The sequence below is a fragment of the Pseudomonas resinovorans NBRC 106553 genome, assembly GCF_000412695.1.
GTDB classification, from domain to species: domain Bacteria; phylum Pseudomonadota; class Gammaproteobacteria; order Pseudomonadales; family Pseudomonadaceae; genus Metapseudomonas; species Metapseudomonas resinovorans_A.
Genome location: NC_021499.1, coordinates 1,324,202 through 1,338,656, shown reverse-complemented (window position 1 = coordinate 1,338,656; position 14,455 = coordinate 1,324,202). Strand labels below are relative to the sequence as shown.

Sequence of the window (14,455 nt, the reverse complement as noted above, 5' to 3'; positions counted from 1 at the left end):
CCCACGCGCGGCATCAGCCGTTCCGCGAAAGACTCGCCAGGCTCAACTGCACCGCCCGCGCCTTGCGTGGCGACAACGTCACGCCCCCCGCCCAGTACCTGCCGATGATCGATGGGTTCCTGATAATGGGCGGCGCGCCCGGCGGCCACCTGGACGAACAGTGCGCCATGGCCGGCCTGGACGCGGTGCGGGAACAGCTCAAGTAGCCAGCGGGTTCAGAAGCGCGCCAACTGCATTTCCCGCAGCCGGCTCAGGGTGCGGCGGAAGGGAAACTCCAGGTAGCCCTCGGTGTAGAGGCAGTCCATGGCCACCGCCGCCTCCAGGTAGAGCGGCACCCGGCGATCGTAGCACTCGTCCACCAGGGCGATGAAGCGGCGCACACCATCGTCGTGCACCGACAACTGCGGCAGCTCGCGATCACCAGCCTCCACCCGCTCGGCGCCATCCTCGGTGCCTCGGGCGATGCGCCCTTCGCGGCGGGCGGCGCTGAGGTTGGGCACATCACCCAGGAGAATCGCCGGGAAACGGTCGCAGAGGGCGATGAAGTCCAGCGCCGCCAAGGGTTGCTCGCAGAGGTCGGCATAGCGGAACCAGGCCGCCGCCGCACACTGGCGCACCACTGGCACCGGACGATGGCCCAGCTCCACCGGTTCGCTGGAAGCGCCCTGCCCCGCCGCCAGCCGCTCGAAGACCTCGGCCAGGGCGCTGGGGCTATCGGGCTCGGCCACCCAGTAACGCGGGTGGGCCGCGCCGGGATGCAGGCGATGGTCCTGGCCGCCGTCCACGGCCACCACCTGCATGTGCGCCTCGATGGCCTCGATGGCCGGGAGGAAGCGCTCGCGGTTGAAGCCATCGGCATAGAGCTCGCGCGGCGGCTGGTTGGAGGTGGCGACCATGGCCACGCCCTCGTCGAACATCGCCCGCAACAGGCGGCCCAGCAGCATGGCGTCGCCGATATCGTTGACGAACAACTCGTCGAAGCAGAGCACCCGCACGTCCCGCGCCAGCTCGCGGGCCAGTGCCTGGAGCGGGTCCGGGGTGCCGGTGAGCTGGAACAGGCGCTGGTGCACCCAGAGCATGAAGTGATGGAAATGCTGGCGCCGCGCGGGCACCCGCAGGCTCTGGTGGAAGCGGTCCATCAGCCAGGTCTTGCCGCGTCCCACGGGGCCCCAGAGGTACACACCGGTCACCTCGCCCGCGCGATGCAACGCCTCATGACAGGCCTCGAGGCAATCCACCGCGAGGCGCTGCGCCGGGTCAGGCTGGAAGCCGCCCTGCTCCAGGGCGTGCAGGTAGGCGGCGAGGGGGGAATCGAAGTTCATGGGGCCGCATTGTGGCCGGTGGCCACAAGCCGCCACAACCGTAGGTTGGGTAGAGCGCAGCGAAACCCAACACGCACGGTCAAGGCCTGGCACCGTTGGGCTTCGCGTAGCTCAGCCACAACCTACGACTTCGCTCCTACAGCTCCAGCGCCAGCAGGTCAGCCAGGGTCTGGCGGCGGCGGATCAGGCGCACATCGTCGCCGTCAACCAGCACTTCCGGCAGCAGCGGGCGGCTGTTGTAGTTGGACGACATGGACGCGCCGTAGGCGCCGGTGTCGTGGATCAGCAGCAGGTCGCCGACCTTGGCTGCCGGCAGGTCACGGGGGGCCACCAGGCCGCCGTCGTGCTGGGTGAAGACGTCACCGGATTCGCACAGCGGGCCGGCCACCACGGTCGGGCGGCTCGGCGCGGTCACCGGATAGCCGGTGTCGTCCAGCAGCGTCATGGCGTGGAAGCTGCCGTACATGGACGGGCGCATCAGGTCGTTGAAGCCGGCGTCCACCAGCACGAAGTGGTTGTTGCCCACGTCCTTCGCCGCGCGCACTTCGCTGAGCAGGCAGCCGGACTCGGCCACCAGGAAGCGGCCCGGTTCCAGTTCCAGACGCACCGGATGGCCGACGATGCCTTCGACTTCGCGGCGGGCCTGGTTCCACAGTTCGGCATAGCGCGGGATATCCACCACCGGGTCGCCGTCGCGGTAGGGAATGGACAGGCCGCCGCCGGCGGAGATCGCCTCCAGGTCGCTGCCCAGTTCGCGCACGGCATCGACCATGGCGCCGCAGACCTCTTCCAGGTGGCTGTAGTCCACGCCGGAGCCGATGTGCATGTGCAGGCCCACCAGCACCAGGCCGTAATCGCGGATCACCGCCATGGCGGCGCCCAGCTGGCTGTGCCAGATGCCGTGCTTGCTGTTCTCGCCGCCGGTGTTGGTTTTCTGGCTGTGGCCGTGGCCGAAGCCGGGGTTGATGCGCAGCCACACGCGGTGGCCGGGGCTGGCCTGGCCGAGCTGGGTGAGCATGTCGATGGAGCCGACGTTGACCTCGATGCCCAGCTCCACGGCGCGGGCCAGGGTGCCACGGTCGAGCAGGTCGCAAGTCAGCACCACGCCCGCCGGTTCGCCCTTGGGCGAGTAGCCGGCCAGCAGCGCGCGCTCGATTTCACCGAGGGACACCGCATCCACCTGCACACCCTCTTCGCGCATCAGGCGCAGGATCGAGAGGTTGGAGCAGGCCTTCTGGGCGAAGCGCACCACGTCGAAGCTGCCCTTGAGCTGGGCGATGCGCTCGCGGATCACGGCGGCGTCGTAGCACCACAGCGGGGTGCCGTGTTCACGGGCAAGGTTGGCGAGGGTGGCGGCGGGGATGTTCGGGCGCATGGCGGCCTCCGGAAACGGGAATGGCGCCATGATGGCGAGGCCTATCGATTCAATAAAATACCAATTTATGCAGACTCGATTCATTATTGATATGGACCAATCACCTAGCCCGAGCTCGCCATGGACCTCTCCATCCGCCATATCGAAGTCTTCCGCGCCGTGATGACCGCCGGCAGCGTCACCGGCGCCGCGCGCCTGCTGTTCACCTCGCAGCCCACGGTGAGCCGCGAGCTGGCGCGCTTCGAGCACCTGCTGGGCTTCCGCCTGTTCGACCGCGAGGGTGGTCGCCTGGCCCCCACCGCCCAGGGGCTGGCGCTGTACGACGAGGTGCAGCGTTCCTATGCGGGGCTGGAACGCATCGTCGGCGCGGCCCAGGCCATCCGCCGCTTCGACCAGGGCCAGTTGGCCATCACCGGCCTGCCGGTGTTCGCCCAGACCTTGCTGCCGGCCTTCGCCCAGGCGCTGCAGGCACTTCACCCCGGCGTCAGCCTGAGCATCGCCGCGCAGGAGTCCCCGCTGCTGGAGGAATCCCTGAGCGGCCAGCGCCACGACCTCGGCCTGTCGGAAACCGAGCTGGTGCCGCGCGGCACCCAGGGCAGCACCCTGCTGGCCGCCGACATGGTCTGCATCCTCCCCGCCAACCACCCCCTGCTGCACAAGCCGGTGCTGGCGCTGGCGGACTTCCATGACCAGCCCTTCATCAGCCTCTCGGGCCTGGACATCTATCGCCAGAGCCTGGATGCGCACTTCGCCAGCGCCGCGGTGAGCCGCCGCCTGGTGGTGGAAACCAGTACCGCCGCCTCGGTCTGCGCCATGGTGCGCCAGGGCCTGGGCCTGGCCATCGTCAACCCGCTGAGCGCCCTCGACGAGGCCGGACGGGGCCTGGAGATGCGCCGCCTCGCCGTCTCGGTGCCCTTTCGGGTACAACTGATCCGCCCCGAATTCCGCCCGGCCTCCAGCCTGGTGGACACGGCGGTGGAGCTGTTCCGCGAACAGGCCGAAGCGATCCGGCAACGACTGGCGCAACGCCTCACCGGCACTCCCTGAGCCCTCCCCGCGCCAGGCACGGGCGAGCACAATAGGCGCCCATCGCACGCTGTGCACAAGGCAGGAACCGAATGAAGATCCCCGGCGGCATGTTGCTCTCCGGCATCGCGCTGGACCGCTCCAGCGCGATACCGCTGTATCGTCAGCTCTACCTGCAGGTACGCAAGCAGATCCTCGAAGGGCGCCTGCCCGGCGGTACCCGCCTGCCCTCCACGCGGACCCTGTGCAAGGAACTGGCGCTGTCGCGCATCACCCTGCTGAACGCCTTCGACCAGCTCACCGCCGAAGGCTTCCTGGCGCCACGCACCGGCGCCGGCACCTACGTCAGCGATGAGTGGGAAGGCCGCGACGCCGCCGCCGACGCCCCGCGCAAGCCACCGCGCCTGTCGAGCCTGAGCCAGGCGGTGCACTCCCTGCGCAGCGAACACTTCGGCGGGGTGTCCTACGACGCCTGGGCGGCGGACTGCCCCACCTCCTTCCTGCCCAGCCACCCGGCCTACGACGCCTTCCCCATGCCGGTGTGGAAGCGCCTGGTCGACCGCCACCTGCGCAAGCCGAACAAGGCGCAACTGGGCTACGGCGAACTGAAGGGACTGCAGCGCCTGCGCGAATCCATAGTCGAATACGTCTTCGATGCGCGCGGCATCGACTGCAGCCCGGACCAGGTGGTGATCACCTCCGGCGCGCAGCAGGCCTTCAACCTGCTGGGCATGCTGCTGCTCAACCCCGGCGACAGCGTGTGGATGGAGGACCCCGGCCACATCGCCGCGCGCATCGCCTTCCAGGCCCTCGGTTGCCAGCTGGTGCCCCTGCGCATCGACGACCAGGGGCTGGACGTGCAGCAAGGCCTGCGCGAATGCCCGGAGGCGCGCCTGGCCTTCACCACGCCCTCACGCCAGCACCCGCTGGGCACCACCATGAGCTACGCACGCCGCCAGGAACTGATCGACTGGGCCGGCCGTGGCCAGGGCTGGATAGTCGAGGACGACTGCGACAGCGAGTTCCGCTATGTCGGCCGCCCGCTGCCGGCGCTCCACGCCATGGACCCGTGGCAGAAGGTCATCTACGTGGGCACCTTCAGCAAGGTGCTCTACCCCTCGTTGCGCCTGGGCTACGTGATCCTCCCCGAGGCGCTGGTCGAACCCTTCTGCGCGATCCGCGCGGTGATGGACCGCAGCCCCTCCACCCTGCACCAGGCCACCACCGCCGACTTCATGCAGGACGGCCACTTCCTCGGCCACATCCGCCGCATGCGCACGCTCTACCAGGCGCGCCAGGCCAGCCTGGTGGAATCGCTGCAGCGCCATCTGGGTGGGTTCCTCAGGGTGGCTCCGGTGGAAGCCGGCCTGCACCTGATGGGCTGGCTGGACCAGGCCGTGGACGACGACGCCCTGGCGCGCGGGCTCGCCGAGCACCAGGTCTACACCTACGCCCTGCGCGACTACTGCATCCGCCGCTACCTGCCGCCCGGCCTCTTGCTGGGTTTCGCCGCCACCCCGGAGGAGCAGGCGGAGCAGCGCGTACAGGAATTCGCCAGCGCCCTGCGCTCACTCGGCTACCTACGCTGAGAACCTATTTACGCTCTGCTGCGCGTCGGCCCTGCGGCGTTAAAAACAGGCTCGGCAAGCCGCTCGCGGCTAACGCGCTTCAGCGCGGCCCGAAGGGCGAGTGAAACGAGTAATGCTCATTTACAGCTCGTAAACTCCGCTTCCTCGCCTGTTTTTGCCTTGCATGGCTCTAGCTCGCGAGAGCGTAAACAGGTTCTGCGCACCACCAAAGTGGTCATAACAACAAAAGGAAAATGGCTATAGAGATAGAACCATTCCGGAGCGATAAAGAGTCCGCCGGCCACCCCGGCGCCGCTATCAGGAATGACAATAATGAATGCTATCCAAGCCCGATTCGCCGCCTTGCTGAGCCACAACGCCGGGGCCGACTCCACGCCCCCGCCGCTCACCCCCGAACTCGCCCGCCGCCTGCTGCAGCGCCTCGACAGCCTGCGCCTGTTCGCCCACGGCTATCCCCTGCTGACCAACCTCACCCAGGGCCGCGTCAGCCCCGAGGACATGCTCGACTTCGCCTATCGCCACGAACTCGACGGCCTGTCCCTGCACCTGCTGGATGGCGAGCACGACAGCCTCTCGCGGATGTCCCCCGAGCGCCTCGCCGCCTTCGGCGCCAAGGCCCGCGACCTGGGGCTGGACGTCCACGTGGAGATCAGCAGCACCCTGCCAGCCGACGTCGACCAGGCGGTGGCCGTGGCCCGCGCCATCGGCAGCCGCAACATCCGCGTCTATTCGCGCTACGAGGGCCACCTGTCGCGGGTGATGGGCCTGATCGAGGACGACCTGCGGCGCCTGGCACAGCTGGCCGACGAACACGACCTGAACTTCGATTTCGAGCAGCACGAGGAGCTCAAGAGCGACGAGATCGCCACCCTGCTGCGCCGTGTCGGACACCCGCGCCTGAACGCCCTGTTCGACTTCGGCAACATGATCAACGCCTGCGAACAGCCGTTGCCGGCCCTGGCCAATCTCGCGCCGTTCATCCGCCAGGTTCACCTCAAGGGCGTGCGGGTGGTGCCCGAGCAGAATGGCTTCGGCCACTACGGCGTACTCCAGGGCAGCCTTGATGACCAGTTGCCCGGCGCGCGCATGCTGCTCGAACTGCTGTTGCTGGGCGAAACCACGCCCCAGGTGGTGGCCTTCATCCTGGAGCAGGAAAACCACTACATCGCCCCGGCCTTCCGCCAGGTGGGCGAAGACGAAGATCCCTTCATTCCCTACCGCGAGATGAGCGAAACGCCGCTGCCGCCGGGCTACAGCCTGGAGCGGATGCTGGCCGACGAGCACCGCTGGGCCAACAACCAGGTGCGCCATATGCGCGGCCTGCTGGCCGAGCTGCGCCTGCTGGCCGAACTGGCCCTGGCCGACAGCGAACGCACCTGAGCGGCCGTCCCGACGGCTCCCCCTACCCCGGAAACTGTGGAGAACAACAATGACAGCACAGGCTAAAGCCAAGTGGCTCCGTTTCCTGGTCCTCGTCCTCGGCGGCGGGACCATCTACAAACTGTCCAACCTCAAGGACGCCTTCTACATCCCGATGCAGGAGCAGATGGGGCTGAGCCATACCGAAATCGGCACCCTGCTCAGCGTCAACGCCATCGTGGCCACCGCCCTGTTCGTGGTGGGCGGCCTGCTCGCCGACCGCTTCGAAACCCGCAAGCTGATCCCCCTCGGGCTGATCGGCACCGGCGCCCTGGGCCTGTACCTGGCCAGCTTCCCCGGCTTCAACCAGTTGCTCATCGTCTTCGCCCTGCTGGCGGTGTGCGCCGACTGCCTGTTCTGGCCGTCGCTGCTCAAGGCCGTGCGCAACCTCGGTGAAGACGGCGAACAGGGGCGCATGTTCGGCTTCCTCGAAGGTGGCCGTGGCGTGGTGGATACCCTGGTGGCGTTCGCCGCCCTCGGCGTGTTCGTCGTCCTGGGCTCCGGCGCCGCCGGGCTGAAGGGCGCGATCCTGTTCTACTCCGTGATCGACATCGGTGTCGGCCTGCTCACCCTGCTCCTCCTGCGCGGCGCCCGCCAGGACAACGCCGCCCGTGACCCCGTGGGCTTCTCGGGCCTGCTGGAGGCGGTGCGCGTGCCGGGCATCTGGCTGGTGAGCCTGAACGTGTTCATGGTCTACATCGTCTATTGCGGCCTGACCTACTTCATCCCCTACCTGAAGGAGATGTACCACCTGCCGGTCGCCCTGGTCGGCGCCTACGGCATCATCAACCAGTACTTCCTCAAGGTGCTGGGCGGGCCGGCCGGCGGCTTCATGGCCGACAAGGGCCTGAAGAGCCCCAGCCGCTACCTGAAGTGGGCCTTCCTCGCGCTGTTGCCGCTGATGGCGGTGATCCTCAGCATTCCCCGCGGCGAGAGCTACATCTATGCCGGCATGGCCGCAACCCTGAGCTTCGCCCTGGTGGTGTTCACCATGCGCGGCGTGTTCTGGGCCCCCATGAGCGAAGTGGGCATCCCGGCACGCATCACCGGCTCCGCCTTCGGTATCGGCTGCCTGATCGGCTACGCCCCCGGCATGTTCGCCTACATCGTCTACGGCGCGCTGCTCGACCACTTCCCGGGCGAACAGGGCTACACCTACGTGTTCAGCCTGATGAGCGTGCTGGCGGTGATCGGCTTCCTCGTCTCCAGCCTGCTCCACCGAGCTGTGCACAAGCGCGTCACCCGCACCACGAACGAAGCCCTGGCCTGACGGCCGCCGGAAACGAAAAAGCCAGCCTCGCGGCTGGCTTTTTTCATGGTGGCGAAGAACCTCAGTTCTTCACCTCGGTCTGCACCGTGGCCTGGCGCAGCTGGCTGTCCTTGTACTGGCGGTAGTTCTTCGCCGCCGCCGGTACCGGACCACTCTTGCCGGTTTCCAGCCAGCGGCGCATGCGGGTGGCGTCGGCCACGTGGGTGTACTTGCCGAAGGCATCCAGCAGCACCATGGCCACCGGGCGGCCGTTCATGCGGGTGAGCATCACCAGGCAGTGGCCGGCCTCGTCGGTAAAGCCGGTCTTGGTCAGCTGGATACTCCAGTCGGCCTTGCGCACCAGGTTGTTGGTGTTGCGGAAGCCCAGGCTGTAGCGCGGCTTGACGAAGGTGATGGTCTTTTCCGGGGTGGTGCTGAGCTGGCTCAGCATGGGGTACTTGCGCGCTTCCTTGAGCAGCAGCACCAGGTCGTGGGCGCTGGACACGTTGTGCAGCGACAGGCCGGTGGGTTCGACGTAGCGGGTGCTGCTCATGCCGAGGGCACGGGCCTTGGCGTTCATCGCCTTGATGAAGGCCGGGTAGCCGCCCGGATAGTTGTGGGCCAGGGCAGTGGCGGCGCGGTTCTCGGAGGACATCAGGGTCATCAGCAGCATGTCGTGGCGATTCACCTGGCTACCGACGCGCACCCGCGAATACACCCCCTTCATGTCGGGGTTGTCGCGGATGGTCACGCTGATGATCTCGTCCATCGACTGCTTGGCGTCCAGCACCACCATGGCGGTCATCAGTTTGGTCACCGAGGCGATGGGGGCAACCAGGTTGGAATTGCGCGAATAGAGAATCTTGTCGGAGTTGAGGTCCAGCAGCAGCACGCTGCCGGAAGCCAGATGCAGCTGCGCCGGATCACGAACCGGCGGCGGCGCCTCCTGGGCCTGGACTGGGGAGCCTGCAAGAACCAACAGGCAGGAACCAACGACGAACAGCTTGGCGATCGAACTGCGAATATTCACGATGCGTCCAGTGATGGGAATAGGAAGAGAAAAGCCACGAAATACTTGGAAGATATCAGCCAAGTATAGAAACGAAGGTGCGGGGTTATTCAGCACCTTCCGTCGACGGGGCGCGATTTTGCGCCTTTGGTCGAATGACTTCCAGAGGCAAATGAGTGGGGAATCGCGCCGGTAAACACGGGGGCGCCAACGTAGGATGGGTTGAGCTTGCGATACCCATCAATCGCGGTCCGCATGGGTTTCGTACCTCAACCCATCCTACAAAGTGGTGCCCGCACCGGCCTGAAACGAAGCAACGAAGATGACGCCGCGCAACGCGCCCCTTCAGGAGGCCGAGTGGAATCGCTGTGGAAGGGGTTGAGCGGCATGGATGCCGCGAGAGGCGCGCGGGGCCATGGATGGCCCCTCGCGCCGTGCCCCTGGAACAGCGATGGAATGAGGGGAGTTTGGCGAAGGCAAACGGGGACGCCGAGTTCCGGATGCAGGGGCAAGCGTTTTGCTTCCTTTGGGTGGTGCGGCATTCCGACGACTGCCAAAGGGAGTCGCCCGGGAGGGCGAAACAGAAACCCGAAGTCCACTCGGCAATGAACTGAGCTCCAGCCTCACCGCCGGCGTCCATCCGGGCTTCGCCGATGGGTATCGCTTCGCTCAACCCATCCTACGGCCCTTGAGCCAGAAGAGCTGATGGGTATCGCTCCGCTCGACCCATCCTACGGTCCCCACTCCTCAGCGCAACACAGCGCCTCGTTCTTCCAGCATCTTCCGCAACACCGAGCGATGGCAGCGCGCCTCGTCCTCGCAGTAGCAGCCCACCGCAAAATGGCTGGTGGCGGACAGCAGCGCCAGCATGTCCAGCACCCGACCTCCCTCCCCACCCTCGATCTCCGCACGGTAGCGCTTGGCGAAGCGCGCCCAGTCGGACTCGCTTTCGGCCGTCTTGCCCCCGGCCATCAGCTCGGCGCTGGGCGCCAGCAGCGGCAGCCAGGTGTCGTAGTAGTCGCGACTGGCGAACTCGGCCTTGGGCACACCCCGTGGCGGGCGCCGCACGGTACCGATGCGCGGGCCTTCGTCGGCCGCGCGTGGCGTACCCAGTCGAACGATGCTGATGCTCATCCTTCCTCCTCCTCAGCGTGCGCTGCCCGGCAGCTCGCGGAAATCCTCGCCTTTTTCCAGCGCCTGGAGCGCTTGCAGCAGGGCCGGCGGTGGCGCCACCAGCTTGCGCTGTTCCAGGTCGAACCAGCCGACGGTGGAGGTGACCCGCGCAGCCAGCCTGTCGCCCCGGCGGAACTCATTGCGCAGCAGCATGCGGCTGCCGTCCTCGGACATGCCGGCCAGGCAGAAGCCAATGTCGATCTCCTCGAGCAGATTGATCTCGCGCAGGTACTCGATCTCGTCCTTCATCACCACCGGCCCCAGGCGCAGGCGGCGGAACTCCGACATGGGGAAGCCGTTCTCGGAGAAATACAGCATGCGCACGTCGGCGGACTTGTCGAGGTAGGCGGTGTTGCGCATATGGGAGTTGAAGTCCATGTCGCCCCATCCGGCGATAAGGGTCTTCTGGTACATGAGGCGTCTCCGGGGCAAGGGGGGGTGAGGCTCACTGTATGGCCGCCGTGGCCTTTGCAATACTGGCGCGATTGACAACTTTGGTAGCGATCTCGCCATGAAGCTCACCGTCCTAGCCCTCGAAGGGGTGTTCGATACCGGCCTGGCCGCCGTGCTCGACGCCCTGGCCACCGCCAACGAGCTGGCCGCCTTGCACGGCCTGCCCTGCCCTCGGTTCGAGGTGACCCTGGCCGGTGTCCGCCTTGAGGTGCGCAGCGCCCAGGGTTTCGGCGTGCCGGTGCGCCCGCTGGCGGACTGCCCGACGCCGGACTGGGTGATAGTGCCCGCCATGGGCTACAAGATGCCCGAGCCGTTGCAGCAGGCCCTGGCCCGCCCGGACGTGGCCGACGCCGTCATCGCCCTGCGCGGCTGGGCGGAGGACGGCGCACGCATCGCCGCCGCCTGCATCGGCACCTTCGTGTTGGCCGAGAGCGGCCTGCTCGATGGCCACGAAGCCACCACCACCTGGTGGCTGACGCCGCTGTTCCGGCAGCGTTATCCACAGGTGCGGCTGGATGCCGGGCGCATGATTGTCAGCGCTGGGCAGCTGGTGACCGCCGGCGCTGCCTTGAGTCACCTGGACCTGACCCTCTGGCTGATCCGCCAGACCAGTCCGGAACTGGCCGCGCTGGTGGCGCGCTACCTGATAGTCGACGCGCGCCCCTCGCAATCGGCCTACGCCCTGTCCGATCACCTGGCCCATGCCGACCCGCTGGTGCAGCGCTTCGACCGCTGGGTTCGCGAACGCCTGGCCGAGGGCTTCAACCTGGACGCGGCGGCGGCCGAGCTGGCCACCAGCAAGCGCACCCTGGCCCGGCGTATCCATGAAGTACTGGGCAAGACACCGCTGGCCTACGTCCAGGACCTGCGCATCGAGCGTGCCGTGCACCTGTTGAAAACCGGCGACCGCAGCGTCGAGCAGATCGCCACCGAGGTGGGCTACGCCGACGGCGTGACCCTGCGCACCCTGTTGCGCAAGCGCCTGGGCAAGGGCATTCGCGAGCTGCGCGCGGGCTGAGCCGTCCAGCGCCATTGCCGAGGGTTCTCCCCGGATTTCATCCGGGCTGCCTCAGATCACCCGCGCCGGGTGTTGCTGCCGAGGTGCGCCGAGCATCTCGCGGTAGCTTGGCGGCTGGCGGCCTTCGGCTTCGCTGATGCCGTAGCCCTCGGCCAGCTCGGCGGTCACCAACGTCTGCCCGGATAGCGTGGACAACTGCGGATCGTCCAACAGGGCGTGGATCACCCGGCCGTTGAATTCCGGGGTTTCCGCCATGGCCAGGAAGGCCTCGTACTGGTCGGCCCGTTCCGCTCCGGCAATGGCCGTGCGCTCGGTACGCTGCGGCCCCAGCCACAACGACACCGCGCTGACGCCCGTGCCTTCGAGATCCACCGCCATGTCCGCCGCGAACTTATCCACACCCGCTTTCTGCGCGCCGTAGGCCGGGCCGTGCATGTAACAGCCGGCCCCGTAGGACGAGACGAAGGCGATCAGGCCCTGGCCATTGCGCACCAGCAGCGGCGCCGCATGGTAGCTGGCGACATAGGCCGAGCGCAGGCCGACATCGAGGATGTCCACCAGCTCCAGGGGTTTCTCCCAGAAAGGCCCCGGATCGATCAGGTTCTCGTGGAGGAAGGCGGCGTTGTTCACCAGCAGGTCGAGACGCCCTTGCTCACGCTCGATGCGGGCGAAGAGTTCGCGCACCTGCTCATCATCTCGATGGTCACAGGGCACGGCGATGCCCTTTCCGCCAGCGCAGGTCACCGCTTCGGCGGTTTCCGCGAGACTGCCCGGCAGCAATTGCCCACGCAGTCGGCTGGCACTCTCGGTGCTGGAACGGCCGCTGAGGTAGACGGTCATGCCGGCGGCGCCCAGGGCGATGGCGATGCCCTTGCCGACGCCGCGACTGGCGCCGGTGACCAGGGCGATACGGGGATTACGGGTTGTCATGGGATGCTCCTTGAGAGGGGTTGCGCACGTCGTCCGGCAGAGTCATGCGCACCATCGGCGCCGGACTTCTCAGCGTGGATATGCCCAGCGGCGAGGAAGCCGAACACCATGGCCGGGCCGATGGTGGAACCCGCCCCCGGATAGGTGCGGCCCATCATCGAGGCGGCGCTGTTGCCGATGGCGTAGAGGCCGGCGATGGGGCTGCCGTCTTCCCGCAATACGCGGGCATGCACATCGGTGAGCAGGCCACCCTTGGTGCCGATGTCCCCGGCGTCCACCTTCACCGCGTAGAAGGGTGCCTTGAGCAACGGCGCCAGACAGGGGTTGGGCGTCACGGTAGGGTCGCCGTAGTAGCGGTCGAAGAGCGACTCGCCCTTGTGGAAATCCTCGTCCCGGCCAGCTTCGGCCATGAGGTTGAAGCGCTCGACGGTGCGCAGCAGCCCGGCCGGGTCGACGCCTATCCGACCGGCCAGCTCCAGCAGGCTGTCGGCCTTGTGGAAGTAGCCATGCAGACGCGCGGGCAAGCGGCTGTCGGGCATGGCATAGCCGGGCAGCAGTGCGCCGCAGGGGTACTTGCGGCGGAACTCGGCGTCGAACACCAGCCAGCAGGGCACGCTGCTGGCGCCCTCGCGGTTGTTGTCGTACATGGCGTAGACGATATCGGTGTAGGGCGCCGCCTCGTTGACGAAGCGCTCGCCAATCGAGTTCACCATGATGCAGCCGGGCAGCGTGCGTTCGACGAACAGCGCGCGTTGCTTCTCCTCGCCTTGCACATGGGTGGTCGGCGCCCACCAGCTGTGGTCCATCAACGCGGTGGCGGCGCCGAGGGCCTGGCCGGCGCGGATGGCGTCGCCGGTGTTGAAGGGCGGTGTGGCGCTCCAGTCGCTGCGCGACGGCTGTGGATGGTACTGGCTGCGCATGGCCTGGTTACGCTCGAAACCACCAGCGCCCAGCACCACGCCTCGGCGGGCGCGGACCCGCAACGTGCGCCCTTCGCGCAGCAGTTCGGCACCCACCACCCGGCCGTCTTCCTCGATCAGGCGCTGCAGCTGGCAGTTCAGCCAGAGCGGCACATCCCGTTCCATCAGCGAGCGGCGCAGCGCCCCCACCAGGGCATTGCCCAGGGTGAGGAAACGGTCGCGCCGGCTGCGCAGGCGACCGGGCAGGTCGCGCCAGTAGCGCCAGAGAATCTTCAGGGTCAGCCCCAGCCAACCGGGGCCACGGCAGAGGAGCACCTGGGCCTCGGCCATGGTCATGGTCATCCGCCCCATCATCAGGGTGCCGGGCGACGGCTCGCGCATCCGCGCGAATTCATCGCCCAGCAGGCGCGCGTCGAACGGCAGCGGGTCCATGGAACGGAAGCCCGGCTTGCCGCCAGGCACTTCCGGGTAGTAGTCCGCGTAACGCGGCTGCGCCTCGAAGCGCACCCGGGAACATTGCTCCAGGTAACGCACCACCCGATGGCCCTGCTCGACGTAGGCCTCGATGCGGCCGTCGTCGATTTCGCCCCGGGTCACCGCGCGGATGTAGGCGATGGCCTCCTCGGCCGAATCATGCCCGCCAAGGGCCTCGATGCGGTGGTTGCAGGGAACCCAGATACCGCCGCCGGACACCGCCGAGGTACCGCCGTAGCGGTCGCTCTTCTCCACCACCAGCACCTCGGAGCCCAGGTCGCGGGCACGCAGGGCGGCGGTCATGGCGCCGGCTCCGGAACCCACCACCAGTACGTCGCAGCTCTCATCCCATTGCAGGCCGTTCGCGCTCATTGGATCGCTCCTTGTTGTTCTGAATGCGCAATCCAGCCGGATTCTCGGCAGCCCCGAGCGCCACCGGCATCGTCCGTTGGGACTAGCGCCGGCGAGCGTTCCGGCCGTCCGAGCCGCTTAGTCTTT

Annotated in this window: 13 protein-coding genes; 6 read left to right on the top strand and 7 right to left on the bottom strand. The window is 67.4% G+C overall.

The window, feature by feature from the left end:
- Window positions 1-62: 62 nt before the first annotated feature.
- Window positions 63-206: a hypothetical protein gene (locus tag PCA10_RS30780; protein ID WP_016491181.1), complete on the top strand. Its 144-nt coding sequence runs from the start codon at window positions 63-65 to the stop codon at window positions 204-206.
- A 9-nt stretch (window positions 207-215) separates the two neighbouring features.
- On the opposite strand, the gene zapE is transcribed toward PCA10_RS30780, so the two are convergent.
- Together zapE and lysA are read right to left on the bottom strand one after the other, a co-directional pair.
- Window positions 216-1,322, bottom strand: a complete 1,107-nt coding sequence (zapE, locus tag PCA10_RS06180) for a cell division protein ZapE (RefSeq protein ID WP_016491180.1) — start codon at window positions 1,320-1,322, stop codon at window positions 216-218.
- 136 nt (window positions 1,323-1,458) lie between these two features.
- On the bottom strand, window positions 1,459-2,697 hold the full coding sequence (gene lysA, locus PCA10_RS06175) for a diaminopimelate decarboxylase (RefSeq protein WP_016491179.1): 1,239 nt from the start codon (window positions 2,695-2,697) through the stop codon (window positions 1,459-1,461).
- A gap of 120 nt (window positions 2,698-2,817) precedes the next feature.
- Between lysA and PCA10_RS06170 the strand changes: the two genes are divergently transcribed.
- The 4 genes from PCA10_RS06170 to PCA10_RS06155 all read left to right on the top strand — a co-directional run bounded on the left by PCA10_RS06170 (window position 2,818) and on the right by PCA10_RS06155 (window position 8,001).
- On the top strand, window positions 2,818-3,744 hold the full coding sequence (locus PCA10_RS06170) for a LysR family transcriptional regulator (RefSeq protein ID WP_016491178.1): 927 nt from the start codon (window positions 2,818-2,820) through the stop codon (window positions 3,742-3,744).
- Window positions 3,745-3,815: 71 nt separating this feature from the next.
- The gene (gene pdxR / locus PCA10_RS06165) at window positions 3,816-5,312 is read left to right on the top strand and encodes a MocR-like pyridoxine biosynthesis transcription factor PdxR (protein ID WP_016491177.1); all 1,497 of its coding nucleotides are present in this window, start codon (window positions 3,816-3,818) and stop codon (window positions 5,310-5,312) included.
- Between the two features lie 312 nt (window positions 5,313-5,624).
- On the top strand, window positions 5,625-6,692 hold the full coding sequence (locus tag PCA10_RS06160) for a sugar phosphate isomerase/epimerase family protein (RefSeq protein WP_016491175.1): 1,068 nt from the start codon (window positions 5,625-5,627) through the stop codon (window positions 6,690-6,692).
- A 49-nt stretch (window positions 6,693-6,741) separates the two neighbouring features.
- On the top strand, window positions 6,742-8,001 hold the full coding sequence (locus tag PCA10_RS06155) for an MFS transporter (protein ID WP_016491174.1): 1,260 nt from the start codon (window positions 6,742-6,744) through the stop codon (window positions 7,999-8,001).
- Window positions 8,002-8,062: 61 nt separating this feature from the next.
- Here PCA10_RS06155 and pbpG read toward each other — a convergent pair whose 3' ends face one another.
- The 3 genes from pbpG to PCA10_RS06135 form a co-directional block, all read right to left on the bottom strand.
- Window positions 8,063-9,010 (bottom strand): D-alanyl-D-alanine endopeptidase, encoded by a 948-nt coding sequence (gene pbpG, locus PCA10_RS06150; protein WP_016491173.1) that lies wholly within the window; start codon window positions 9,008-9,010, stop codon window positions 8,063-8,065.
- Window positions 9,011-9,736: 726 nt separating this feature from the next.
- Entirely contained in the window at window positions 9,737-10,123 is a 387-nt protein-coding gene (locus tag PCA10_RS06140; RefSeq protein WP_016491172.1) for a DUF488 domain-containing protein, read from the bottom strand.
- A 12-nt stretch (window positions 10,124-10,135) separates the two neighbouring features.
- A complete protein-coding gene (locus PCA10_RS06135) occupies window positions 10,136-10,576 on the bottom strand; it encodes a thioesterase family protein (RefSeq protein WP_016491171.1) in 441 nt (146 codons plus the stop codon).
- A 97-nt stretch (window positions 10,577-10,673) separates the two neighbouring features.
- On the opposite strand from PCA10_RS06135, the gene PCA10_RS06130 reads away from it, so the two are divergent.
- Entirely contained in the window at window positions 10,674-11,633 is a 960-nt protein-coding gene (locus PCA10_RS06130; RefSeq protein WP_016491170.1) for a GlxA family transcriptional regulator, read from the top strand.
- A gap of 51 nt (window positions 11,634-11,684) precedes the next feature.
- On the opposite strand, the gene PCA10_RS06125 is transcribed toward PCA10_RS06130, so the two are convergent.
- Window positions 11,685-12,563, bottom strand: coding sequence for an SDR family NAD(P)-dependent oxidoreductase (locus PCA10_RS06125; protein ID WP_016491169.1), 879 nt, complete (start codon window positions 12,561-12,563; stop codon window positions 11,685-11,687).
- On the bottom strand, window positions 12,560-14,329 hold the full coding sequence (locus tag PCA10_RS06120; RefSeq protein WP_016491168.1) for an FAD-dependent oxidoreductase: 1,770 nt from the start codon (window positions 14,327-14,329) through the stop codon (window positions 12,560-12,562). Before PCA10_RS06120 ends, PCA10_RS06125 begins: the two co-directional genes overlap by 4 nt.
- Window positions 14,330-14,455: the final 126 nt, after the last annotated feature.